General features: G+C 67.9%; 21 protein-coding genes and 1 pseudogene. 8 read left to right on the top strand and 14 right to left on the bottom strand.

Annotated elements, in window-relative coordinates; genetic code table 11:
• On the top strand, positions 1 to 1,299 hold the full coding sequence (gene aftC / locus BVC93_RS29445) for an arabinofuranan 3-O-arabinosyltransferase (RefSeq protein WP_083740489.1): 1,299 nt from the start codon (positions 1 to 3) through the stop codon (positions 1,297 to 1,299).
• Positions 1,296 to 1,724, top strand: a complete 429-nt coding sequence (gene msrB, locus BVC93_RS29450) for a peptide-methionine (R)-S-oxide reductase MsrB (RefSeq protein WP_157517140.1) — start codon at positions 1,296 to 1,298, stop codon at positions 1,722 to 1,724. Before aftC ends, msrB begins: the two co-directional genes overlap by 4 nt.
• 4 nt (positions 1,725 to 1,728) lie before the next feature.
• Here the strand turns inward: msrB and BVC93_RS29455 are convergent, their stop codons facing one another.
• The 5 genes from BVC93_RS29455 to hemE all read right to left on the bottom strand — a co-directional run bounded on the left by BVC93_RS29455 (position 1,729) and on the right by hemE (position 8,423).
• Entirely contained in the window at positions 1,729 to 2,760 is a 1,032-nt protein-coding gene (locus BVC93_RS29455) for a glycosyltransferase (protein ID WP_083740490.1), read from the bottom strand.
• Between the two features lie 112 nt (positions 2,761 to 2,872).
• Entirely contained in the window at positions 2,873 to 5,137 is a 2,265-nt protein-coding gene (locus BVC93_RS29460; RefSeq protein WP_083740491.1) for a putative bifunctional diguanylate cyclase/phosphodiesterase, read from the bottom strand.
• Between the two features lie 166 nt (positions 5,138 to 5,303).
• Positions 5,304 to 6,008: a hydrogen peroxide-dependent heme synthase gene (gene hemQ, locus BVC93_RS29465; RefSeq protein ID WP_083740492.1), complete on the bottom strand. Its 705-nt coding sequence runs from the start codon at positions 6,006 to 6,008 to the stop codon at positions 5,304 to 5,306.
• A gap of 22 nt (positions 6,009 to 6,030) precedes the next feature.
• The gene (locus BVC93_RS29470; RefSeq protein ID WP_083741454.1) at positions 6,031 to 7,383 is read right to left on the bottom strand and encodes a protoporphyrinogen oxidase; all 1,353 of its coding nucleotides are present in this window, start codon (positions 7,381 to 7,383) and stop codon (positions 6,031 to 6,033) included.
• Positions 7,374 to 8,423, bottom strand: coding sequence for a uroporphyrinogen decarboxylase (hemE, locus tag BVC93_RS29475; protein WP_083740493.1), 1,050 nt, complete (start codon positions 8,421 to 8,423; stop codon positions 7,374 to 7,376). The genes BVC93_RS29470 and hemE overlap by 10 nt, the downstream gene beginning before the upstream one ends.
• A 150-nt stretch (positions 8,424 to 8,573) precedes the next feature.
• On the opposite strand from hemE, the gene BVC93_RS29480 reads away from it, so the two are divergent.
• The 3 genes from BVC93_RS29480 to BVC93_RS29490 are packed head-to-tail and all read left to right on the top strand — an operon-like array spanning position 8,574 to position 10,948.
• On the top strand, positions 8,574 to 9,110 hold the full coding sequence (locus BVC93_RS29480) for a DUF3000 domain-containing protein (RefSeq protein ID WP_236950519.1): 537 nt from the start codon (positions 8,574 to 8,576) through the stop codon (positions 9,108 to 9,110).
• Position 9,111: 1 nt separating this feature from the next.
• On the top strand, positions 9,112 to 10,407 hold the full coding sequence (locus tag BVC93_RS29485) for an HRDC domain-containing protein (RefSeq protein WP_083740495.1): 1,296 nt from the start codon (positions 9,112 to 9,114) through the stop codon (positions 10,405 to 10,407).
• 43 nt (positions 10,408 to 10,450) lie between these two features.
• Positions 10,451 to 10,948 carry a phosphate-starvation-inducible PsiE family protein gene (locus tag BVC93_RS29490; RefSeq protein ID WP_083740496.1) on the top strand — a complete coding sequence of 166 codons (498 nt, stop codon included), beginning with the start codon at positions 10,451 to 10,453 and terminating at the stop codon, positions 10,946 to 10,948.
• A 17-nt stretch (positions 10,949 to 10,965) separates the two neighbouring features.
• On the opposite strand, the gene dxs is transcribed toward BVC93_RS29490, so the two are convergent.
• The 4 genes from dxs to BVC93_RS29510 form a co-directional block, all read right to left on the bottom strand.
• A complete protein-coding gene (gene dxs / locus BVC93_RS29495) occupies positions 10,966 to 12,888 on the bottom strand; it encodes a 1-deoxy-D-xylulose-5-phosphate synthase (RefSeq protein WP_083740497.1) in 1,923 nt (640 codons plus the stop codon).
• Between the two features lie 28 nt (positions 12,889 to 12,916).
• On the bottom strand, positions 12,917 to 14,179 hold the full coding sequence (gene nhaA / locus BVC93_RS29500; protein ID WP_083740498.1) for a Na+/H+ antiporter NhaA: 1,263 nt from the start codon (positions 14,177 to 14,179) through the stop codon (positions 12,917 to 12,919).
• Positions 14,180 to 14,250: 71 nt separating this feature from the next.
• Positions 14,251 to 15,417, bottom strand: coding sequence for a class I SAM-dependent RNA methyltransferase (locus BVC93_RS29505; RefSeq protein ID WP_083740499.1), 1,167 nt, complete (start codon positions 15,415 to 15,417; stop codon positions 14,251 to 14,253).
• A complete protein-coding gene (locus BVC93_RS29510; RefSeq protein WP_083741455.1) occupies positions 15,414 to 17,411 on the bottom strand; it encodes an APC family permease in 1,998 nt (665 codons plus the stop codon). The genes BVC93_RS29505 and BVC93_RS29510 overlap by 4 nt, the downstream gene beginning before the upstream one ends.
• A gap of 88 nt (positions 17,412 to 17,499) precedes the next feature.
• Here BVC93_RS29510 and BVC93_RS29515 point away from each other — a divergent pair, with 88 nt between their 5' ends.
• Positions 17,500 to 18,183, top strand: a complete 684-nt coding sequence (locus tag BVC93_RS29515; protein ID WP_083740500.1) for a potassium channel family protein — start codon at positions 17,500 to 17,502, stop codon at positions 18,181 to 18,183.
• Positions 18,180 to 18,853, top strand: a pseudogene (locus tag BVC93_RS29520) (potassium channel family protein). The gene BVC93_RS29515 and the pseudogene BVC93_RS29520 overlap by 4 nt, the downstream one beginning before the upstream one ends.
• 3 nt (positions 18,854 to 18,856) lie before the next feature.
• Here the strand turns inward: BVC93_RS29520 and BVC93_RS29525 are convergent.
• The 3 genes from BVC93_RS29525 to BVC93_RS29535 form a co-directional block, all read right to left on the bottom strand.
• Positions 18,857 to 20,302, bottom strand: a complete 1,446-nt coding sequence (locus BVC93_RS29525) for an MFS transporter (RefSeq protein ID WP_083740501.1) — start codon at positions 20,300 to 20,302, stop codon at positions 18,857 to 18,859.
• A 58-nt stretch (positions 20,303 to 20,360) separates the two neighbouring features.
• Entirely contained in the window at positions 20,361 to 21,002 is a 642-nt protein-coding gene (locus BVC93_RS29530; protein WP_192860435.1) for a DUF3159 domain-containing protein, read from the bottom strand.
• A 68-nt stretch (positions 21,003 to 21,070) separates the two neighbouring features.
• Entirely contained in the window at positions 21,071 to 21,442 is a 372-nt protein-coding gene (locus BVC93_RS29535; RefSeq protein ID WP_083740502.1) for an OB-fold nucleic acid binding domain-containing protein, read from the bottom strand.
• Between the two features lie 159 nt (positions 21,443 to 21,601).
• Here BVC93_RS29535 and BVC93_RS29540 point away from each other — a divergent pair, with 159 nt between their 5' ends.
• Entirely contained in the window at positions 21,602 to 22,300 is a 699-nt protein-coding gene (locus BVC93_RS29540) for an alpha/beta fold hydrolase (RefSeq protein WP_083741457.1), read from the top strand.
• 4 nt (positions 22,301 to 22,304) lie between these two features.
• Here BVC93_RS29540 and BVC93_RS29545 read toward each other — a convergent pair whose 3' ends face one another.
• Together BVC93_RS29545 and dut are read right to left on the bottom strand one after the other, a co-directional pair.
• Positions 22,305 to 23,021, bottom strand: a complete 717-nt coding sequence (locus tag BVC93_RS29545; protein ID WP_083740503.1) for a DUF3710 domain-containing protein — start codon at positions 23,019 to 23,021, stop codon at positions 22,305 to 22,307.
• Complete coding sequence (gene dut / locus BVC93_RS29550; protein WP_083740504.1) at positions 22,997 to 23,461, bottom strand: dUTP diphosphatase; 465 nt, start codon at positions 23,459 to 23,461, stop codon at positions 22,997 to 22,999. Before dut ends, BVC93_RS29545 begins: the two co-directional genes overlap by 25 nt.
• Positions 23,462 to 23,468 lie beyond the last annotated feature (7 nt).

Below are 23,468 nucleotides of genomic sequence, written 5' to 3' on the forward strand. Positions count from 1 at the left end.
GTGTACGGTGCGCACGTGACGGCAGTAGACGCGGCACGCACCCGCCTGTTGAATGCATTCCGGCCCCGTACCGCACCGCCAAGTGCCGCGACGGTGCTGCGGTCGATCCTCTGGCCCCTGGCCATCATGTCGGTGTTCCACCGCAGCTACGTACTGGCCACCAACGGCTACATCACCGACGATTTCGGGCCGGTGTACCGCGCTGTCATCAACTTCAAAATGGGTTGGGACATCTACAACGAGAACTTCAACCACGTCGACCCGCACTACCTCTACCCGCCCGGCGGCACCCTGCTGCTCGCCCCGTTCGGGTACCTGCCCGTGGACGCGTCCCGCTACTGGTTCATCGCACTGAGCACCATCGCGATCCTGCTGTCCGCGGTACTGATGCTCAAGCTCTTCAAGCTGTCCTGGACCTCATTCGCCCTGCCCGCGCTGATCCTGGCGATGTTCCTCACCGAATCCGTCACCAGCACACTGGTTTACACCAACATCAACGGCTGGATCCTCTTCGGCGAGGTGCTGTTCCTGCTGTGGCTGCTCGACGGCCGACGCAGCCGCGAATGGCTGGCCGGTGCCGCCATCGGCATGACCCTGGTGGTCAAACCCTCGCTGGCACCCCTGTTGCTGCTGCCCGTGCTCAACCGGCAGTGGCGGGCGCTGGTCAGCGCCTTCGCCGTGCCACTGGTGTTCAATATCGCCGCTTGGCCGCTGGTCAGCGACCCCATGAGTTACATCGAACGCACCGTGCCCTACATCATGTCCACCCGCGACTACTTCAACTCCGCCATCCTGGGCAACGGCATCTACTACGGCCTGCCGATGTGGCTGATCGTGGCGCTGCGGCTGCTGTTCCTGGGACTGGCCGTGGTCAGCATGGTGCTGCTGTACCGCTACTACCGCACCCGCGACCCGCTGTTCTGGATGCTGACCTCCTCCGGGGTGCTGCTCACCGCGTCGTATCTGGTGCTGTCCCTGGGTCAGGGCTACTACTCGATGATGCTGTTCCCCTTCGTCCTGACCGTGGTGCTGCAGAACTCCGTCATCCGCAACTGGCCGGCCTGGTTGGCGATCTACGGCTTCTTCACCATGGACCGGTTCCTGTTGTGGCACTGGCCCACCACCGGCCGGTTCCTCGAGTACATGAAGATCACCTACGGCTGGTCGCTGATGCTGATCGTGGTGGCCGCGGTGCTGTACTTCCGATATCTGGACGCCAAGGCCGACGGTCGCCTGGATCAGGGAATCGATCCGCCGTGGGTGACGCCCCGCCAGCAGCGCGATAGCGTGGACGCATGAGTCCCAACTTGTCAGAGCTGCCCAGCCCGAAGGTTGCGCTGACCGACGACGAATGGCGCGCGAAGCTCAGCCCCGAGGAATTCGCCGTCCTCAGGCAGGCCGGCACCGAGCGGGCCTACAGCGGCGAATACACCGACACCAAAACCGAAGGTGTTTACCAGTGCCGGGCGTGTGGCACCGAATTGTTCCGCAGCACAGAGAAATTCGATTCACACTGCGGGTGGCCCTCGTTTTTCGACCCGTCACACTCCGACGCGGTGATCCTGCGCCCCGACGACTCGCACGGTATGCACCGGGTGGAGGTGCTGTGCGCCAACTGCCACAGCCACCTCGGCCACGTGTTCACCGGTGAGGGTTACCCCACACCGACTGACCAGCGCTACTGCATCAACTCGATTTCACTCAAACTGGTCCCCACCAGTTGACAGCTCAGGCGCTGGCCGCGCCGACCGGGCCCAGCGCACCGGCGTAGGCGCGCACCGCGTCGGCGGCCACCCGCTCCCACGAATAGCGGGAGCAGGCACGGTCTCGCCCGGCGCCACCCATCCCGCGGCCGGCGAACGGTTCGTGCAGCAGCCGGCGCACCGCCTCGACGAAGCGGGGGGCATCACCGGGTGGCACCAGTCGGCCGGTGACGTCATCGACCACGATGTCCACCAGCGCCCCCACCGCGGTGCCCACCACCGGCACGGCGCAGCTCATCGCCTGCAGCACAGCAGCTCCGGCGGGATCGGCGGTGACGGGGCACACGAACACATCGGCAGACCGCAGCAATGCCGCGAGTTGCGGCGCGTCGCTGACCTGCTCGACCGCCAGGCGGTCAGCCACACCTGCGGCTTCGGCCGCCGGGCGCAGCCTGGACTCGACCTCGGTGGCGTCATCGGCGGCGGAATCCACGGCCACCACCCACTCGGCGTCGGGAGTCGAGGCCAGCGCCGCCAGTGCCATGCTCGGACGCAGGGCCGTCGTCCATACCGACACCATCCGGTGGTGCGCAACGCCCCGGGACGCGACCGGCCCGGGCGGGGCGAACAATTCACCGTCCACTCCGCACGGAATCACGGACAACCTGGACCTGGAGCAGCCCGTCTGCAGCAGCTCGACCAGTTGCTCGTTGTTGGTCGCAGCCACCCAACTGGCTCTGCGAGCCAACACCGCCACCAGCTTGCGCGCCTCCACGGTCTCCACAGCTCTGAACGACTGCACCACCGGGATGTCTAGCCCCCGCGCGGCGGACTGCGCTGCCATACCCGACAGCCAGGACTGTGCGTGCGCCACGTCGGGCGGGCGGTGAGACCAGGTGCGGTGCAACTCTTCGGTATAGGCGCTCAGATTTGCCGGGTCTTGGGGCACGTGCACGCTGGCCTGGTGGCCCGCGACGATCAAGGCACCGCTCAACGCGGCTGCCGAGCTCAGCTCACCTACCGAATCAGGCTCTGCTGCAACGATTGCCACATCCACGCGCGGCTCCTCTCAGCCAACGCGCCATGCCTTCACGGGCGCGGCGCACAATTTCGCCGGCCGCTCTTTGACCGCACAGGAGGTGGGGCATCACTGCCGCACCGCGATCGGGTTACCCAATAACCGAGTTCTCGAACCTCGGATTCAGCCGGGACAGCAACAACCTGGTGGTGGCCTCGAAGTCCAGCGGCCGGAAATAGTGGTAGCCCTGGCCTATATCGCAGTCCAACTGCTGCAGCCGGACGTGTGTGGCCTCGTCCTCGACGCCCTCGGCCACCACCCTGGCACCGAGGATGTGCGCCAACTCGATCACCGCCCCCACCACGGCGTCAGCGCGAGGGTCGACCGTGATGGGCTCGACCAACTGCTTACAGACCTTCATCTCGTCAACCGGGAGTTCCCGCAGATAGGACAACGCGGAGTAGCCGCTGCCGAAATCGTCGATCGCTATCCGGATGCCACGGGCGCGCAGGTCGCCCAGCACCGCGCTGGTGCGGCGGGTGTCTTCGAGCACCAGGTCCTCGGTGATCTCGATGGTCAGCAGCTCGGCGGGCAGCTTGCGCTCGGCCAGCGCCCACGCCACCGACAATGGCAACTGGACGTCGGCGAGCGAGGGGGCGAACAGGTTCACCGCCACCGGGACCGCGCACTGGCGTCGGTGCCAGACGGCGAGATCGTCGAGTGCTGTTTTCACCACCAGGTCGGTCAGTGCGGGCATCAGTCCGTACTGGCGAACCAGTGGCAAAAATCGATCGGGCTCGATGGTGCCGCGGTGTTCGTGGGGCCAACGGACCAGCGCTTCGAGCCCGGCGATGGCACCGCTGCGCAGATCTATCTGCGGTTGATACACCACCGCCAGCTCCTGCCGGTCGATGGCGCGACGCAGTTCGCCGAGCAGTTGGACGGCGGGCGCGGCACCGCCTCCTGCCGTCGATGTCGAGAGGTCGAGGTCGGGGGTATGGATCCGAAGCCCGCCGCTGCCTGAGGTTTTGGCGGCGTTCATCGCGGTCTCGGCCCGCTGCAACAAGACCTCAGCGCAGACATCCATCTCTTCGGCACACAGGATCGCCAGGCCGACGCTGGGTCGGATCATCACATCGTGGCCGTCGAGGGTGAACGGTGCGTCGAAGGACAGCAGCACCCGGTGGGCCACCGCGCGGGCGTTGGCGGCGCTGCCTTCCATCAGAACCGCGAACTCGTCGCCACGAAGCCGGGCGACGGTGTCACCGGTACGCAGGCAGGACACCACCCGCTCGGACACCGCCGCCAGCAGCGTGTCCCCCGCCGGGTGACCCAGCGAGACATTGACGAGCTTGAAATGATCCAGATCGAGGGCGAGCACGGTGACATCGCTGCGATCACGCTGGCGCAGGTCCAGCGCGTGGGTCAACCGGTCCAGCAGCAGCGCGCGGTTGCCCACCCCGGTGAGCGGGTCGCGCAGCGCCTCCTCGGTGGCGGCGGCCACCATCCGCCGGTTGTCCCGCATCACCAGGTACTGCCTGGCCACCATTCCGCTGACCATCACGAGCAGGGCGAACAGCACGGGCGGAAGGCCCGGCACCGCGAAGAGTTCGACGGTGCAGACGGCGCAGGCAACGACGATCGGAAGGTAGGGCAACCACAGTGAGGTCTTGGGTGGCAGCGCCGATGCCTGGGTATCGCCGCCAACGGTCACGGCAACGGCCGCCGCGGCGCCGATGAGCAGGATGCCGACTCCCCAGCCGATCGCCACCACCATCGGAGCATCTGCATCCTGGCGTGCCGTGACGTACACGAACGCCCCTCGGGCCAGGGCCGTCACCGTAATTCCCGTGGCCAGCAAGATCAGGATGGTTCGGTGCCGCCCCCGCGCCCGGGACACCACGAGCACCCCGATGGTGGACGCCACCACCGCCGTCGAGAGATAGACGACGGTGACCAGAAGGGCTCGGCTGTCTCCCACATCGGCGACATCGACGAAGCGGCGCAAGAGCAGCCAGGCGACGATGAACAGCGCGGTCCCGATGACGAGCGCGTCCAACACCGTCCGCAGCCACGAGAAGTACCACGTGTTCGCCGGGATCAACACCAGCGCCGAGAACGCCGCCAGCCAGAACGCGACATGGGCGATGTCGCCTGCCACCGGAACCGTCATCGCACCGGGAGGGCGCATGGCGAAAACGAAGGTGCCGACAGCCCACACGATGAGCCCACCGGTCATGGCGACCCACACCCAACGCCTGCGATCCTTCGACGCACGCGCGGCAGCCACAGCGCACCACGCGGCGGCCACCGCCATGGCCGCAAGGCCCACACACAGGACCGTCCACACCGTGGCGCGATCGGTCAGCGTCGGGGCCACGAGGACCACCACCGCCGCCACTACCGCCACCGCCACCAGCGCAATCCCGTGGGGTGAACTGGTGATACTCGAACGGTGACGCCCAGCTGTCGGCACGGTCCCCCCAGAGCGACTCGGTGCGCACCAGGCTAGCAAGCCCAGGGGCGACGATTCGCGGTTTACTGCCTACCAGGCGGGCAGATTCACGTGCATGTCCGCGAGGTCAGGGCAGGCGCTCCACCAACTGCTCCACCGCCACCCGCGGCCCGGTGAAGAACGGAATCTCCTCGCGCACATGCCTGCGCGCTTCGGTGGCCCGCAGGTCCCGCATCAGGTCGACGATCCGGTACAGCTCGGGTGCCTCGAAAGCGAGAATCCATTCATAGTCGCCAAGCGCGAACGCGGGCACCGTGTTGGCACGGACGTCCTTGTAACCGCGAGCCGCCATGCCGTGGTCGGCGAGCATCTTGCGGCGCTCGTCGTCAGGCAGCAGATACCAGTCCAACGACCGCACGAACGGGTAGACACACACGTAGTTGCCGGGCTCCTCGCCTGCGAGGAACGCCGGGATGTGGCTCTTGTTGAATTCCGCGGGGCGGTGCAGCGCGACACTGCTCCACACCGGGGCGCTGGCCCGGCCCAGGGTGGTGGTGCGACGGAAGTCGGAGTAGGTGGCCTGCAGGTCCTCCACGCGCTCGGCGTGGGTCCAGAACATGTAGTCGGCGTCGGCCCGCATGCCCGCGATGTCGTAGATGCCGCGCACCACGACACCCTTGTCCTCCTGCTGTTTGAGGAAGGTGGCGGTCTCTTCGACGATCTCTTGGCGGTCGCGCTCGGCGCTACCCAGCTCCCCCTGGTTGACCGCGAACACGGAGAACATCAGGTAGCGGATGGTGGAGTTGAGTGCGTCGAAATCCAGGCGTGACATGGCCCCTATGGTGCCACGATGCTCAACGGTCGCGGCCGGTGAGTTCGGACACTGCACGACCCGCCGCGGCGACACAGGCGGGCACCCCGATGCCGTCGAGGTAGCTGCCCGCGACAGCCAGTCCGGGCGGCAGACCGGCGCGGACCTCGGCCACGATCGCGGCGTGCCCCGGGCCGTACTGCGGCATGGCCTCCAACCACCGGTGCACCAGCACGTCCTCCGGTTCCACCGACACATCGAACACCTCGGCCAGATCGGCCAGCGACCACGCCACCAGATCTTCGTCGCTGGTGTCGCGGGCGACAGTGTCCCCGAAGCGCCCGAACGACAGCCGCAACAGTTCGCAGTTGCCGCGTCTGCCCCACTTACGGGTGGACAGTGTTATCGCCTTGGCGTGCAAGCGTTCTCCGCTGGCAACCAGCACCCCGGAGCGCTGCGGCAGCGGAGTTCCACCCGGCACCGCCAGGGCCACCACGGCCGACGAGGCCACCTCGATACGGGCGGCGGCCGCCGCTGAACGCGGCGCCACCGCTGCGGTCAGTCGCGCGAAGCGCGGGGCGGGCAGGGCAAGGACCACGCCGTCGGCGCGCCACTGTGTGCCCTCGTCGTCGCGCAGCGCCCACCGGCTGCCGTCACGCTGCAGTTCCTCGACGGCGGTACCCACCCAGTGCACCCCGCTGCGGGCGATCAGTTCCCTCAGCAGCACTTCGTAGCCACCCTCGACAGCACCGAACACCGGCGCCCCGGTGTTCGGTGGCAGCGCTGAGCGCACTGCCTCGGTGAGACTGCGGGCGCCTCGGTCCAAGGCGGCGGCCACGGTGGGAACAGCGGCGCGCAATCCGATGGTCGCCGCCGAACCCGCGTAGACGCCTGCCAGCATCGGATCCACCGAACGGGCCACCACTTGCGTGCCGAACCTGTCCCCCACCAGCGCGGCGACGGTGGGGTCGGAGCCGGGGCGCCAGTCCAGCCCGGTGGTGGGTTCGACGGCCATCCGGCTGACGGTGGCGTCGTCGACCAGACCTGTCACCGACGCCGCCGAACTGGGCACGCCGTTGACCGTGTCCGACGGCATGCCGTGCAGCCGGCGCTGCGCGTAGATCAGGGGCCGCACACCGGTGGTGCCGATCTGACGGCCCGCCAGCCCCAGTTCGTCGAGCAGCGCGGGCACCTCCGGGCGCCGCACCACGAATGCTTCGGCGCCGACGTCCATCGGCTGGCCTGCCAGCCGTTCGGTGCGCAGGATCCCGCCGAGGCGGTCGGCGGGGTCGAACAGTGTGATCCGGGCCGCCGGACCCAAGGCACAGCGCAGCCGGTAGGCCGCGGTCAGTCCCGAAATCCCCCCGCCGACAACACAATACGACGTCACAACGATTTCACCAGGGCCACCACGTCGGTGATGATGCCGGGGTCGGTGGGGGGCAGCACACCGTGGCCGAGGTTGAAGATGTGGGCGGCGGCACCCGCTTCGACGGCTCGGCGACCGTCGTCGACCACCGCGCGGGCATGCTGCTGCGCAACCTCCCAGCCGGCCAACAGCACCACCGGGTCGAGGTTGCCCTGCAGCGCGGTACCGGGCCGCACCCGGGTGGCGGCGTCGGCCAGCGACGTGCGCCAGTCCACCCCCACGACCCCCGCGCCTGCCTCGCTCATGGCTCCCAGCAGTTCGGCGGTGCCGACCCCGAAGTGCGTCATGGGAACGCCGGCGTCGGCCAGCGTGGCGAACACCCGTGACGAATGCGGAAGCACATGGGTGCGGTAGTCGCGCAGCGACAGGGTGCCCGCCCACGAGTCGAACACCTGGATGGCGTCCACCCCGGCGGCCAATTGCACCTGCAGAAAGCCGATCGTGATATCGGTCAGCGCGGTCATCAGCGCGTGCCAGGTCTGCGGGGCGCCGAACATCATCGCCTTGGTCCGCTCGTGATTCTTACTGGGGCCGCCCTCCACCAGATACGAGGCCAACGTGAACGGAGCCCCGGCGAACCCGATCAGCGGGACCTCGCCGAGTGCGGCCACCAACAGGGACACCGCGTCGGAGACAGGCGCTACCTGTTGCGGGTCAAGCGGTTTGATGGCGGCCACGTCGGCATCGGTGCGGATCGGGTGCGCGATCACCGGTCCCACGTCCGGCACGATGTCCAGGTCGATGCCCGCCCCGCGCAGCGGCACCACGATGTCGGAGAACAGGATCGCGGCGTCCACCTTGTGCCTGCGTACCGGCTGCAGGGTGATCTCGGTGACCAACTCGGCGTCGAAACACGCGTCGAGCATCTTGTGGGTGGCGCGCAGCTGCCGGTACTCCGGCAGCGACCGGCCCGCCTGCCGCATGAACCACACCGGCACCCGGTCCGGTACACGGCCTGCGGCGGCGGCCAGATAGGGCGAGGAGGGCAGCTCACGGCGGGTATTCATCGCGCTCCATGCTGCCACTGCGGACCGGTGATTCCCAAAGTGGGTTTGCCCCCCAAAACGGCGCGCCTGCGTGCCGCGCCGGGCCGGTGGGTCTAGCGTCGATGTGTGACTGTGGGCGAGCCTGCTGAATTCCAGGCGGCGGTGGAGGCGATGAGTGCCGCGATCGTCCGACCGGAGATAGAACTCGGCCCCATCCGACCGCCGCAGCGCCTCGCGCCGTTCAGCTACGCGGTGGGCGCCGAGGTCAAGCATCCCGAAGACGCGGTGATCCCCGAGACCTCCGACGGCGACGCATTCGGCCGACTGATCTTGCTGCACGACCCCGACGGCTCAGACGCCTGGGACGGCACCATGCGTCTGGTGGCCTACATCCAGGCCGACCTGGATTCCACCGAAGCCATCGACCCGCTGCTGCCCGAGGTCGCCTGGAGCTGGCTGGTGGATGCACTGGAGTCACGTTCCGAACATGTCACCGCCCTCGGCGGCACCGTGACCGCCACGACCTCGGTGCGTTACGGCGATATCTCCGGCCCGCCGCGCGCGCACCAACTGGAGTTGCGGGCGTCGTGGACAGCCACCTCCCCCGACCTCGGTACCCATGTGCAGGCGTTCTGCGAGGTGCTCGAGCATGCCGCGGGCTTGCCGCCGGTGGGCGTCACCGACCTGGGCACCCGGTCCCGCGCCTGAGATGACGGACCCGGCCCCCACCCCCGACCTGGACGACCCCGACCTGGACGACCCCGACCTGGACGACAAAGCCGCACCCGAACCGCTGACCCGGCCCGCCGACGGCGTTCCCGAAGTCTCGGTGACCAAGTACGACATCGCTGCTGCGGCAGAGTTTCTGGGCGGCGGTACGGGACCGTTCGCGGTGGACGCCGAACGCGCATCGGGCTTCAAGTACTCCAATCGGGCCTATCTGATCCAGATCCGACGCGCCGGAGCGGGCACCGTGCTGGTGGATCCAGTGAGCCACGGTGGCGATTCACTGGAGGTTCTGCGGCCGCTGGCCGACGTGCTGAACTCCGACGAGTGGATCCTGCACGCGGCCGACCAAGACCTGCCGTGCCTGGCCGAGGTGGGCATGCGTCCCCCCGCTCTGTACGACACCGAACTGGCCGGTCGCCTTGCCGGCTTCGACCGGGTGAACCTGGCCGCCATGGTGGCCCGGCTGCTGGGCCTCGGGCTCGCCAAAGGCCACGGCGCCGCCGACTGGTCCAAACGTCCACTGCCGAATGACTGGCTGAATTACGCCGCCCTGGATGTCGAGGTACTGATCGAGTTGCGGGACGCCGTAGCGGCGGTGCTGGCCGACCAGGGCAAGACCGACTGGGCAGCACAGGAATTCGACCACCTACGCACGTTCGAAGGCGCACCCACCCGCCGGGACCGCTGGCGGCGCACGTCCGGCATCCACAAGGTCCGCAACCCGAGGGCGCTGGCCGCGGTGCGCGAACTGTGGACGGTGCGTGACGACATCGCCCGCCGGCGTGACATCGCACCGGGACGCATCCTTCCGGACGCCGCGATAATCAGTGCCGCACAAGCGGATCCGAAGACCGTCGACGAGTTGACTGCACTTCCGGTGTTCGGCGGCCCGAAGCAACGCAGGCACGCCCAGGTGTGGCTGGCCGCCTTGTCGGCCGCCCGGCAGAACCCCGAACCGCCCAGCTCGAGCGAACCCACCAACGGTCCCCCGCCGCCGGTGCGCTGGAGCAAACGCAAACCCGAGGCGGCCGCCCGACTGGACGCCGCCCGCAGCGGCCTCAACGCGCTCTCCGAGCAGGTGAAAGTCCCCACCGAGAATCTGCTGTCCCCCGACCTGGTGCGACGGCTGTGCTGGGATTGGGTGGCGACGCCGGATCCCGCTGCCACCATCGAAGAGTTCCTGCGTGACGGTGGAGCCCGCCAATGGCAGCGTGACCTGACAGTGCCGGTGCTGACTACCGCGTTGACGCAACCCACCGACGTTTCGCCAGGTTGACGCGGGGGAACACACACCCACCTGCGAGCTGAAGGGCGGCGGCGTGGCCGAAAAGGAAGAGACGCGCGACGAAAAGGACCGGCAGCGGTTCGCCGACCGCGTTCTGAGCGTCGCCGAGGACGCGGTGTACTGGGCCATCGCGGCGATCCTGGTCGCCGGAGCGGTGGCCCTGCTGGTGGCTCAGGTGAAGACCATGTTCTCCCTGCTGGACACCCCCACCTCCAACGTCATGCTCGAGCTGCTGGACGGGGTGCTGCTGATCTTCATCTTCGTCGAACTGCTCTACGCGGTGCGAACCAGCCTGCGCTCACACGAGATCGCGGTCGAGCCGTTCCTGATCGTCGGAATCCTGGCCTGTATCAAGGAGATAGTGGTGCAGTCCGTGGAGGCAGCCAAGCTGGTCGGCCAAGGCCCGGAGTTCGCCAGGACCATCGTGCAGACCGGTGTGCTGGGCGCCCTGGTGCTGGTGTTGGCGGTGGCGGCGTGGGTGCTGCGCCAGCGCCGACTGACCGCTGTTTCGGAGGACGAGACCGCTGATTGACCGACCCGACGGGCGTATTACTCCGACTCTCGCGCCGACACATCGGTTTGGGCGAGCACTTCGGAGTTGTTCAATGCCGCAACCCAGCCGGTGATCTGGCGGGCGACGTGCTGATCGGTGAGACCGATCTTCTCGAAGATCTGCCCACGCGACGCGTGCTGGAAGAACTCCTGCGGCACCCCGACGTCGCGGCAGGGCACGTCGATCTCCTTGCGCCGCAAAGCCGATGACACCGCCGAGCCGATACCGCCGTTGACTCCGTTGTCCTCCAGGGTCACCACCAGTTTGTGCGCGATGGCGAACTCCGCGATGACTTCCGGGACGGGCAACACCCAGCGCGGGTCGACGACGGTAACTCCGATGCCCTGGTTGCGCAGACGCTCGGCCACCGAGAGCGCCATCGCCGCGAACGGTCCGGCGGCGATCACCAGCACGTCCTCGGAGAGCCCGTCGGCCGGCACCGCCAGGACATCTACGCCTTTGTGCCGCTTCAGTGCCGGGATGTTCTTGCCGACATCGCCCTTGGGGAACCGCAGCGCAGTGGGGCCGTCCTTGACGGCCAGCGCCTCCCGCAGTTCCTCGCGCAGTGTCGCGGCGTCACGCGGGGCGGCGACACGCATCCCGGGGACGATGCCCAGCATCGACAGGTCCCACGTGCCGTTGTGGCTGGCGCCGTCGGGCCCGGTGATACCGGCGCGGTCCAACACCATGGTGACCGGCAGCTTGTGCAGCGCGACGTCCATCATCACCTGGTCGAAGGCCCGGTTCAGGAATGTCGAGTAGATGGCCACCACCGGATGCAGGCCACCCATGGCCAGGCCGGCGGCCGAGGTCATGGCGTGCTGCTCGGCGATGCCGACATCGAACAGGCGATCCGGGAAACGCTGTCCGAAGGCGCTGAGCCCGGTGGGGCCGGGCATCGCGGCAGTGATCGCCACGATGTCACGGCGCTTGCGGGCGATCTTGATCAGTTCGTCGGAGAAGGCGGCCGTCCAACCCGGTGCCGACACCGTGGTGGCCAGTCCGGTCAGCGGATCGATGATGCCCGTGGCGTGCATCTGCTCGGCTTCGTCGTTCTCCGCAGGCCCGTAGCCCATGCCCTTGCGGGTGGCCACGTGCACGATCACCGGAGCGTTGTAGCCCCGCGCCGAACGCAGGGCTGCCTCGACAGCGTGTTCGTCGTGGCCATCGATGGGCCCGACGTACTTCAGGCCCAGGTCGGTGAACATCACCTGCGGCGACAATGCGTCTTTGATGCCGGCCTTGACGCTGTGCATGCACTGGTAGCAGAACTCGCCGATGACCGGCACACCGCGGACGGCGCCACGGCTCTTCTCCAGCAGCCGCTCATATCCGGGCTGCAGACGCAGATGTGCCAGGTGATCGGCCAGGCCACCGATGGTGGGCGCGTAGCTGCGGCCGTTGTCGTTGACGACGATCACCACGGGACGCTGCGAGGCGGCGATGTTGTTCAACGCCTCCCAGCACATACCGCCGGTCAGTGCGCCGTCACCGACGACGGCAACCACATGTCGGTTGCGGTGGCCGGTGAGCTCGAAAGCCTTGGCCAGGCCGTCGGCGTAGGACAGCGCCGAGCTGGCGTGGCTGGATTCCACCCAGTCGTGCTCGCTCTCGTCACGGCACGGATATCCGGACAGCCCGTCCTGTTTCCGAAGCGTGTCGAAGTCCTCGCAACGCCCGGTCAGCATCTTGTGCACGTAGGCCTGATGGCCGGTGTCGAAGATGATGGGGTCGTGCGGCGAGTCGAAGACCCGGTGCAGCGCCAACGTCAGTTCGACGACGCCCAGGTTCGGGCCCAGATGTCCGCCGGTTGCAGCGACCTTGTGAACCAGGAACTCGCGAATCTCGTGAGCGAGGTCACTTAGCTGGGATTGCGAAAGGGGCTGTAGATCAGCGGGACCGCGGATCTGCTCAAGCATTCGGGCAGTCTACCCACGGATCCTGGAATCAGTCGCGACGAGGCTGGTAGATGTCGGGGATGCCGTCGTGGTCGGCATCACGAGTCTCGCGCAGCTCGATCCTGCGGTAGGTCCGGTTGCGGCTCAGCAACACCACCGCAGCCAGTAGACCAGCAAGAACAGAGCCGAGTAGCACACCAATCTTGACATCGGCACCCGCCACGGCGTTGCCTTCGAAGGCCAATTCACCGATCAACAGCGACACGGTGAAACCGATACCGCCCAACAGCGACACGCCGAAGACGTCACGCCAGGCAAGGCCGTCGTCGAGGCTGGCGCGGGTGAACCTGGCCAGCACGAAAGTCGTCCCCAGGATGCCGATCGGTTTGCCCAGCACCAGGCCGGCGATGACGCCCAGCGTCACCGCATCACCGAGTGAGTTCGTGAACCCGGACAGTCCGCCCACCGTCACCCCGGCGGCGAAGAACGCGAACACCGGAACGGCGATACCCGCCGAGAACGGTCGGAGCAGATGTTCGTAGTGCTCGGCTTTCCCGTGCTTGCCCAGCACCGGCACGGTGAACCCGAGCAGCACGCCCGCGACGGTGGCGTGCACACCGCTGGCGTGCATCAACGCCCACGCAGTCACACCGAGCGGAATCAACAGCCACCACTTGCCGTATCCACGCTGCACGGCCAGCCCGAATGCGGCGACGGACACCAGTGCCAGCAGCAGCGGCACCGGCGCCAGGTGGTCGGTGTAGAAGATGGCGATGACGGTGATGGCCAGCAGGTCGTCGACCACCGCCAGGGTGAGCAGGAACGTTCGCAGAGCGCTCGGCAGGTGGGTGGAGATGACGGCCAGGATCGCCACCGCGAACGCGATGTCGGTGGCCGTCGGCACCGCCCAGCCCGCCAATCCCTCCGGCGCCGACAGGTTCACCGCCACGTAGATGAGCGCAGGTGCGGCCATACCGCCGACGGCGGCCAGGATGGGCAATGCGGCGCGGGCCGGGTCCCGGAGGTCCCCGGCGACGAATTCGCGCTTCAGTTCGACACCGACGACGAAGAAGAAGATGGCCAGCAGCCCGTCGGCGGCCCAGGCGGCGATGGACAGGTCCAGATGCAGTGCGGCCGGACCGATCGTGAACTCCGAGATGTCGTGATAGAGACCCGACCACGGTGAGTTGGCCCAGATCAATGCCGCAGCGGCCGCGATGAGCAGCAGCATGCCGCCGACGGTTTCCCGCCGCAGCACCTCGGCGACATGCTTGGTTTCCGGCCACGAACCGCGGGGGAAAAGACTGGGCACCGAGTCACTCCTTTGTCGACGACAGCACAACTGACCGCCGACCAGACTTCCCGGCACACCTGCAACACACCTTAACGAACCAGCAGCGCCACGCACTCCACGTGATGGGTCAACGGGAAGGCATCGAACACCGTCAGCTCCCGCACCTGGAATCCGTGCTTGCGGTACAGGCCGATGTCGCGGGCGAAAGCGGCCGCCTCACAACCGATGTGCACCACTCGCGGCACGCCTGCCGCCGCGATGGTGTCGACAACCTCGCGGCCCGCGCCGGTGCGTGGCGGATCCAGCACCGCGACGTCCGCCGACTTCTGTTTACCGAGTGCCCGCCGCACCGAGTCGGTGGCGAACTGCACCTGCGGCAGGTCAGCCAGCGCGGTGCGACCGGCCCGCGACCCCGAGCGTGAGGTGTCGACGCTGAGCACCTGTCCGGTGTCTCCCACCGCGTCGGCAAGCGCCGCGGCGAACACCCCCGCACCACCGTAGAGATCCCAGGCCGTCATTCCCGGCTCGGCTGCCGCCCAGTCCGCGACAAGAGTGCTGTAGTGGGTGGCGGCATCGCGGTGCGCCTGCCAGAACGCCGTGGCCGGCAGCTGCCAGCTGCGCTGCCCCACCCGCTGCACGGTTTCGTAGTCTCCTTCGACAGCCCGGGTGCGACGCTGCGGACCGCCGCACACCACGTGCCTTGCGCCGTCGTCGTCGATCACCACATGCACCTGATCCCCCGGCCGGATGGCGTCCTCGGGCAGATCGGCGAGCATGCCCTCGGGCAGCTGGCCGCAACGCAGGTCGGTCACCAGGTCGTTGCTGCGGTAGCGGTGAAAGCCGGGACGGCCGTCAACGCCGGCTTCCAGGCGCACCCGGGTGCGCCAGCCGGTGGCGCCACTGTCGCCGATGGGCTGTGCCACTCCAGACCACTCGAAGCCGCCGAGCCGCTGCAGTTGATTTGCCACCACGTCGCCCTTGAGTGCGCGCAGCGCGGCCGGTTCTGCGAAGGCGAGGTCACAGCATCCGGAGCCGTGCGGCCCGGCGATCGGGCACAGCGAAGGCACCCGGTCCGGTGAGGCCTCGACGACGTCGATTGTTTCGGCGTGCCAATAGGATCCGCGTTCATCGGTTACCAGCACCCGCACCGTCTCCCCGGGCAGCGCATAGCGCACGAACACCACCCGACCGTCGTGGCGAGCCACACAGCTGCCGCCGTTGGCCGCGGACCCGACGGTCAGTGTCAGTTCTGTCATTCCAGGAATCCCCTACGTGCGTCGCCCGGCGCCGACTGCGGCGCCAGTTTCTTCAGCCGCTCCGACGAATTGAGCTGCCATGGAACGGAAGTCACCATCACATTGGGCTCGAACAGCAGCCTGCCCTTCAGTCGCAACGCGCTCTGGTTGTGCAGCACCTGCTCCCACCAATGACCCACCACGTACTCGGGGATGAACACCGTCACCACCGTGCGCGGTGACTCCCTGCCGATGCGTTTCACATAGTCCAGCACCGGCCGGGTGATCTCGCGGTACGGGGAGGCGATCACCTTCAACGGCACCGAGATGTCGCTTTCCTCCCACTTGTGCACCAGTTCGCGGGTTTCGGCGTCATCAACACTGACCGTGATGGCCTCCAAGAGGTCGGGCCGGGTGGCACGCGCATATGCCAGCGCGCGCATTGTCGGTAGGTGCAGCTTGGACACCAGCACCACGGCGTGGTTGCGGCTGGGCAACACCACGCCCCCGTCGTTTTCGGCCTCCTGCTCGGCGAGTTCGCGAGCCACGGTGTCGTAATGCCGGTGGATCAGCTTCATCATCACGAACAGAGCCGTCATCGCCACGATCGCGATCCAGGCGCCGGCGACGAACTTGGTGATCAGCACCACCACCAGAACCGAGCCGGTGCAGAGGAATCCGACAGTGTTGACGACGCGCGAGCGGATCATCTTGGCGCGCACCTGCTCATCGGTCTCGGTACGCAGCAGCCGGGTCCAGTGCCGCACCATGCCGATCTGGCTGAGGGTGAAGCTGACGAATACGCCCACGATGTAGAGCTGGATCAGTGCTGTCACCTCGGCATCGAAGGCGACGACGAACGCGATGGCCGCCAGCGCCAGGAACAGGATGCCGTTGGAGAAGGCCAGCCGGTCACCGCGGGTGTGCAGCTGACGCGGCAGGAAACGGTCCTGGGCCAAGATGGAACCCAGCACCGGGAATCCGTTGAACGCGGTGTTGGCGGCCAACACCAGGATCAGCGCGGTGACGATGGTGATCAACAAGAAGCCCAGGTGGAATCCGCCGAACACCGTCTCCGCCAACTGCGCCACCAGCGTCTTCTGGTGGTAGTCCGCCGGCGCGCCCTCCAGTTGGGTAGCGGGATCGTCGACGATCTGCACACCGATCTTCTCGGCCAACAGGATGATGCCCATCAGCAGGGCCACCGCGATGCTGCCGAGCAGCAACAGTGTGGTAGCGGCGTTGCGGGACTTCGGTTTCCGGAAGGCAGGCACCCCGTTGCTGATGGCCTCGACCCCGGTCAGCGCCGCGCAACCCGACGAGAATGCCCGGGCCACCAGGAACACCATGGCCAGTCCCAGTACGTCGTCGGATTCGGCGTGCATCTCGAAGGACGCAGACTCGGCTTGCAGCGGATCGCCGAGAACATAGATGCGGAACAACCCCCAGCCCAGCATCGCGAACATGCCGATGATGAACGCGTAGGTGGGGATGGCGAACGCGGTGCCCGATTCCCGGATACCGCGCAGGTTTATCGCCATCAACAGCAGGATCGCCGTCACCGCGAACAGCACCTTGTGCTGGGCGACGAACGGCACCGCCGAGCCGATGTTCGACATGGCCGACGCCATCGAAACGGCCACCGTCAGCACATAATCCACCAGCAGCGCGCTGGCCACCGTCAACCCGGCGGTGGGCCCCAGGTTGGTGGTCACCACTTCGTAGTCGCCGCCGCCGGAGGGATAGGCGTGCACGTTCTGCCGGTAGCTGGCCACCACGACCAGCATCACGAAGGCCACCGCCAGGCCGATCCAGGGCGTCATGGCGTAGGCGCTGAGCCCCGCCACCGACAACACCAGGAAGATCTCTTCCGGTGCGTAGGCCACCGACGACATGGCGTCGGAGGCGAACACCGGCAGCGCGATCCGCTTCGGCAGCAGGGTGTGCCCCATGCTGTCGCTGCGGAACGGCCGACCCAGAACCAACCGGCGTGCGGCGGTCGAAAGCTTGGACACGAGGTCCAAGGGTATGCCCAAGCACAAATGGCGGTAGCGTTCCGCGTACGGTCAGATCACTGGAGACGGTCATCCGAAAGGACGCCAGGTGCGGGTAGTGGTGATGGGATGCGGCCGCGTGGGGGCAGCACTCGCCGACGGCTTGGCCCGGATCGGTCACGAAGTGGCCATCATCGACCGGGACAACATGGCGTTTCAGCGGCTTTCACCGGATTTTCCGGGCGATCGGGTGACCGGCATGGGCTTCGACCGCGAGGTGCTGCTGCGGGCCGGCATCGAGGAGGCGGGCGCGTTCGCGGCGGTGTCCTCCGGCGACAACTCGAACATCATCTCCGCGCGGGTGGCCCGCGAGACGTTCGGGGTGCGCAAGGTGGTGGCCCGCATCTACGACGCCAAGCGCGCCGCCGTCTACGAGCGCCTCGGCATTCCCACCGTGGCCACCGTCCCCTGGACCACCGACCGGCTGCTCAATGCCCTGACCGGTGACACCGAGACCGCCCGCTGGCGTGACCCCACCGGGACCGTCGCGGTGGCCGAGGTGGTGCTGCACGAGCAGTGGGTGGGCCACCGGGTCACCGACCTCGAGACGGCCACCGGCGCGCGGGTGGCGTTTCTGCTGCGCTTCGGCGCCGGCATCCTGCCCGAGCCCAAGACAGTGATCCAGGCCAGCGATCAGGTGTACATCGCCGCGGTCTCCGGACGTGCCGCCGAGGCCATGGCCATCGCCGCGCTGCCGCCCGGAGATGATCTCGAGCCGGGTGACGGCCGATGAGAGTAGCGATTGCCGGCGCCGGCGCCGTGGGGCGTTCGATCGCCCGCGAGCTCGTGGAGAACGGCCACGACGTCACGTTGATCGAGCGCGATGCCGAGCACATCGACGTCGACGCCATCCCGGCGGCGCACTGGCGCCTGGGCGACGCCTGCGAGCTGTCCCTGTTGGAGTCGGTGCGCGCCGAGGACTTCGACGTGGTGATCGCCGCCACGGGCGACGACAAGGCCAATGTGGTGCTCTCATTGCTGGCCAAGACGGAGTTCGCCGTCTCGCGGGTGGTGGCCAGGGTCAATGATCCGCGCAACGAATGGCTGTTCGACGAAGCCTGGGGCGTGGACGTGGCGGTGTCGACCCCGCGCATGCTGGCCTCGCTGGTCGAGGAGGCGGTGGCCGTTGGCGATCTGGTGCACATCATGGAGTTCCGCAAGGGCGAGGCCAACCTGCTGGAGATCACCCTGCCCGACGACACCCCGTGGGGCGGCAAGCCGGTCCGCAAGTTGGACCTGCCGCGAGACGCTGCCCTGGTGACGATCCTGCGCGGTAATCGGGTGATCGTGCCGCAGCCCGACGAGCCGCTCGAAGGTGGCGACGAATTGCTGTTGGTGGCCTCCCCGACGTCGAGGGTGAACTGCGCGCACTGCTGCTGCCGACGAGTTCACACGCGCACTGACGCTCACCTGCCGCGATCGAGACAGCGCGCGCTGTCGAGGGCAGGCACCTCGCCGGGAGGCTGGTTGCGGATACCGGCCGCGGAGATCAGCCCGGCCACCGCGAACAGCGCCGACGTCACCACGGCCGCCCGCTGAAAGCCAGCGAAATCGATTGTGCCGCCGACGATCACGGACATGAACGCGATCGCGATCAGACCGGCGACCCGCGACACCGCGTTGTTGACCGCAGACCCGATGCCACTGTGTGCCGCGTCCACGGCCGCCAGCACGGTGGCGGTCAGCGGCGTCACCGTCATCGACAGCCCGACGGCGAACAACACCAACCCCGGCAGCAGCTGCGTCCAGAAGTCGAACGGCACCCGGACACCGGTCATCAGCGCGAAACCTGCTGCGGCCAGCAGCGGACCGGCGGCCATGTACCACCGCGGGCCGTGTCTGCCGGCCAGCGCACCGAAGCGGGCGGCCAGGAAGAACGACAGCACCGGAATCGGCAGGGTCGCCAGCCCGGCCGCGGTGGCCGACAGGGCGGCCGTCTCCATCAGGAACAGCGTCACCGTCAGCATCCCCAGCGACACACCGGCGTACAGGAACACCGTGGCGGCGTTGGCCACCGCGAAGTTGCGGGAGTGGAAGATCTCCAGCGGCATCATCGGGTGCCGGGCTCGACGCTCCCAGAACGGGAACACCGCCAGGCAGCAGATTCCGAGGACGAAGGCGCCCACCACCATCGGATGCCACGGACCCAGCCGCTGCTGTTCGATGAGCGCGAACACGGCACCGGTGAGCCCCAGAGCCGTGAGTACCGCGCCGAAGCCGTCGACGTCACGCAACCCGCGCCCCGCAGGCCGCGGCGGAGTGGGCAGCCGGGTGGTCAGGTACAGGGTGAGGATCAGCGGCGGCAGATTGATCGCGAAGATCCACCGCCAGTCCAACGTGTCCACCAGAACACCGCCCAGCACCGGGCCCACCACAAAAGCCGTCCCGGTCCACGCCGTCCAGATGCCGACGGCGCGGGCCTGCTCGGCACCGCTGAACCGTTCGTTGATCATCGCCAGCGAGCTCGGCACCAGGAACGCCGCTCCGACGCCTTGCACACACCGTGCCGCAACCAGCAGCGGGCCACTGGGCGCCAGTGCACACAGCATCGACGCCGCCGCGAAGACGACGAGCCCCGCCCGCAGCACCGCCAGCCTGCCCAGTGCGTCCGAAACCGCGCCCGCCACCAGAATCAGGGCTCCGAGGGCCAGCAGATACCCGTCGACGACCCATTGCTGCAGAGTGAGACCGCCGCCGAGGTCGGCGGAGATGGCGGGCAATGCCAGGTTGACCACCGAACCGTCCAGGAACGCCACGAACGACGCCAGCACGGTGACGGCGATCAGCACACGACCCTCGGGGTCGCCGCTTGCCGTTGCCGGCTGGTGGCCGGCCCTCACTCCCCGGCTCATCCGCCCCCTCGCTCCGCTGGGGGTGTACCCCAACGCCGGCCTCGTCGACCGGCCACCGTCAGTCGGTCTGGCGGGCGGCGCCGGGTTCGAGGTCGGTCTGCGCCTCCGATTGCGGCTCAGACTCTTTGATGGCTTTCTGGGCGGCTTTGATCGCCAGATACGTCACCAGCGCAGCGACTGCGGTCAACGGCCAGCCCATCGCGATGCGGGCCACGCCCAGCCAGCCCGTCTGATCGGCGTCATACAGGTGGTTCTGCACAATGAAGCGGGACGCGAACACCACCACCCAGGCCAGCGTCGCGAGGTCGAAGATCCGAACAGCGCGCTTCACCGATCGCCAGTCCTGGCCGTGCCCGCCGACCCAGCCCCAGGCGTAACCGACAACAGGGCGGCGGATCAGCACGGAGATGGCGAACACCGCGGCCCACAGCAGCGACATCCAGATGCCGTAGAGGAAATAGCCTTTGGCCTCGCCCATCAGGTACGCGATCAGCGCGCAGAACCCGACACCGATGAAGCCCGACACCGCGGGTTGCACGGTCTCTTTGCGGTAGAGGCGCCACACCAGGATCAGCGCGGCCACACCGAGAGCCGAGACGATGGCGGGCACCAGGCCGAAGGCCGAGGAGACCGGGACGAATGCCAGCACCGGAAGTGACGAGTAGATGAGCCCGCTGACGCCGCCCATCTGATCCATCATCGCCTGGGCGGTGGTGCGCTCCGGCGTGGGATCAGGGGTGGACTCGTAACCGGTGTCTTCGCTCGAACTCAACGCTGAATCTCGTAGTGCGGGTTGTAGATCGCCTTGCTGCCGTTGTCGAGCTTGCCGACGCGGCCGTGCACGCGCAGGGTGCGGCCGGAATCGATGCCGGGGATGCGGCGCTGCCCCAGCCACACCAGCGTCACGGTGTCGGTGCCGTCGAAGAGTTCGGCCTTGACCCCACCTGCGCATCCCTTGGCGTTGGCTTCCACGCTGCGCAGCGTGCCGACCATCGTGACCTCCTGGCCACGCTGACAGTCGATAGCACGCTGCGCGCCGGTGACGACGGCTTCATCCGTCAACTCCTCGGCGTCGCGTTGCTCGGGATCCTCCGTCAACCGGCGGGTGAGCCGGCGCAGATAACCTTCGGCCGCGGCCATCGCTACTCCTGACAATTGAAGCGAATTCACAGTGCCTCTTGAGTGCGGAACTCCACCCTCTTTTTCCAGAACGACACGGTAGACCCGTTGGTTCCCTATTGCCACGCCGCCTGGAGCTGAAACCATCAATTCATGCGGACACCAGGCACGATCAATCCCATGGCTGTTGAACTGCACGGCGTGTCGGCGGTACTGCTGCCGGGCACCGGTTCCGACGACGACTACACCTACCGCGCCTTCGGCCCGGCTCTTCGCAGCGTGGGTGCTGTTCCACTGCCCCACGCGCCTCGACCTGCACAGCTGTTGGCAGGCTATGTCGCCGCGCTGGACGACGCCTCCCGCGGCGGGCCGATCGTGGTGGCGGGCGTCTCGTTGGGTGCGGCCGTGGCGGCAACGTGGGCAATCACCCACCCTCAACGGGTGATCGCGGTGCTGGCCGTGTTGCCGGCGTGGACCGGTCCGCCGCTGAATGCACCCGCCGCCGCAGCGGCACTGCACTCGGCCGAGGAATTGCGCCGCGACGGACTGGTGGCCGCCACGGCCCGGATGCAGGCCTCCAGCCCGGCGTGGCTGGCCGACGAGTTGACCCGCTCCTGGGTGAGCCAGTGGCCGGACCTGCCGGACGCCATGGAAGCGGCCGCCGGCTATGTGGCACCCACCAGTGGCCAATTCGCGGCACTGACCGCACCGATGGCGGTGGTGTCGGCCACCGACGACCCGGTGCATCCGCTGGAGGTCGGGGTGGAGTGGGTGGCCGCGGCTCCCCGGGCAGCGCTGCGCACCGTGACGCTCGACGAGTTCGGCCACGACCCGGCGGTGCTGGGTGCGGCCTGCCTGGACGCGCTGTCCGACCTGTAGGCGGTCAGCCGCCGGTGATGGTGCTGCGCAGCTGCTGCATCGCCGAGCCCTGCGCACTGCGCCGCGCGGAGGGGTTGGGCGGCTGCTGCTCACCGGACTGCTGCTGCTGGGCTGCGGCGGCGGCCGCCTGCTCGGAGGCGGCCCGCAGCTGGGCGGCCATCGGCTCAGGCAGCTGCACAGGCAACGGAGTGCGCACCGGCAGCGGCGTGCTGTCGCGCCGGACCACGGTGTCAGCCAAGGCCTTCCGGGCCTCGACCGTCAACGCTGCCATGGTCTCGTGGCCGGCGTTGACCACACACCGGATCATCCAGCGGTAGCCGTCGACCCCGATGAAACGCACCGCGCCGGAGGCGATGCCCACCACCTCCCGGCCCCAGGGACCGGTTTCGATGCTGACCTGGGCGTTGTCCTTGCGCAGCGACTCGGCCAGTTCACCTGCCACCTCACGCCAGAGCCCGGCGCTCTTGGGCGCCGCGTACGCCGCGACGGTGAACCGGCCGTTGGGGGTGACAACCCAGACGGCGCTGGGTACCCCGGTCTGGGTGAGTTCCACCTGTACCTGGCCGGCGGCGGGCATCGGGATCAGTACGGACCCCAGATCGAGGCGGCCGACCTTGGCCACCTCGGGGTCGTCGAAATCTTCGATGTCGAACGGGCCGTCAAGATCGTCGCCGGTGGTGGCGTCGTTGTCATTACTCACAGGCTCGCATGTCCTCCCGATGAACCGTGGCCGCCTTCGCCACGGGTGGTGTCCCCCAGGCCCGCCTCGTCGAACGATGTGACCTCGACCAGGTCGGGCAGTTCTACGCGCTGCACCAGCAGCTGGGCGATCCGGTCGCCCCGGTTGATGACGATCGGCACGGACGGATCCAGGTTGATCAACGACACCTTGATCTCTCCGCGGTATCCGGCGTCGACGGTGCCAGGGCTGTTGACGATCGAAAGGCCAACGCGCGCGGCCAATCCCGATCGCGGGTGAATCAGGCCGACCATACCGACCGGGATCGCCACGGCGATCCCGGTGTGGACCAGGGCACGATGGCCCGGCTCCAGCGTGACGTCCTCGGCGCTGAACAGGTCAACGCCCGCGTCGCCGACGTGTGCACGGCTGGGCAGGGGAAGTCCGGGGTCCAGGCGGACCACCGCCAGGCGGGTCGACACGAGGGAT

The organism is Mycobacterium sp. MS1601 (genome assembly GCF_001984215.1).
Classification (GTDB): Bacteria; Actinomycetota; Actinomycetes; order Mycobacteriales; family Mycobacteriaceae; genus Mycobacterium.

Coding starts and splice junctions, on each gene's coding strand:
- msrB (WP_157517140.1), top strand. CDS start 1,296: ATGAGTCCCAACTTGTCAGAGCTGCCCAGCCCGAAGGTTGCGCTGACC.
- hemQ (WP_083740492.1), bottom strand. CDS start 6,008: ATGTCACGCCTGGATTTCGACGCACTCAACTCCACCATCCGCTACCTG.
- hemE (WP_083740493.1), bottom strand. CDS start 8,423: ATGAATACCCGCCGTGAGCTGCCCTCCTCGCCCTATCTGGCCGCCGCC.
- BVC93_RS29480 (WP_236950519.1), top strand. CDS start 8,574: ATGAGTGCCGCGATCGTCCGACCGGAGATAGAACTCGGCCCCATCCGA.
- BVC93_RS29485 (WP_083740495.1), top strand. CDS start 9,112: ATGACGGACCCGGCCCCCACCCCCGACCTGGACGACCCCGACCTGGAC.
- dxs (WP_083740497.1), bottom strand. CDS start 12,888: ATGCTTGAGCAGATCCGCGGTCCCGCTGATCTACAGCCCCTTTCGCAA.
- BVC93_RS29505 (WP_083740499.1), bottom strand. CDS start 15,417: ATGACAGAACTGACACTGACCGTCGGGTCCGCGGCCAACGGCGGCAGC.
- BVC93_RS29525 (WP_083740501.1), bottom strand. CDS start 20,302: ATGAGCCGGGGAGTGAGGGCCGGCCACCAGCCGGCAACGGCAAGCGGC.
- BVC93_RS29530 (WP_192860435.1), bottom strand. CDS start 21,002: ATGATGGATCAGATGGGCGGCGTCAGCGGGCTCATCTACTCGTCACTT.
- BVC93_RS29535 (WP_083740502.1), bottom strand. CDS start 21,442: ATGGCCGCGGCCGAAGGTTATCTGCGCCGGCTCACCCGCCGGTTGACG.
- BVC93_RS29540 (WP_083741457.1), top strand. CDS start 21,602: ATGGCTGTTGAACTGCACGGCGTGTCGGCGGTACTGCTGCCGGGCACC.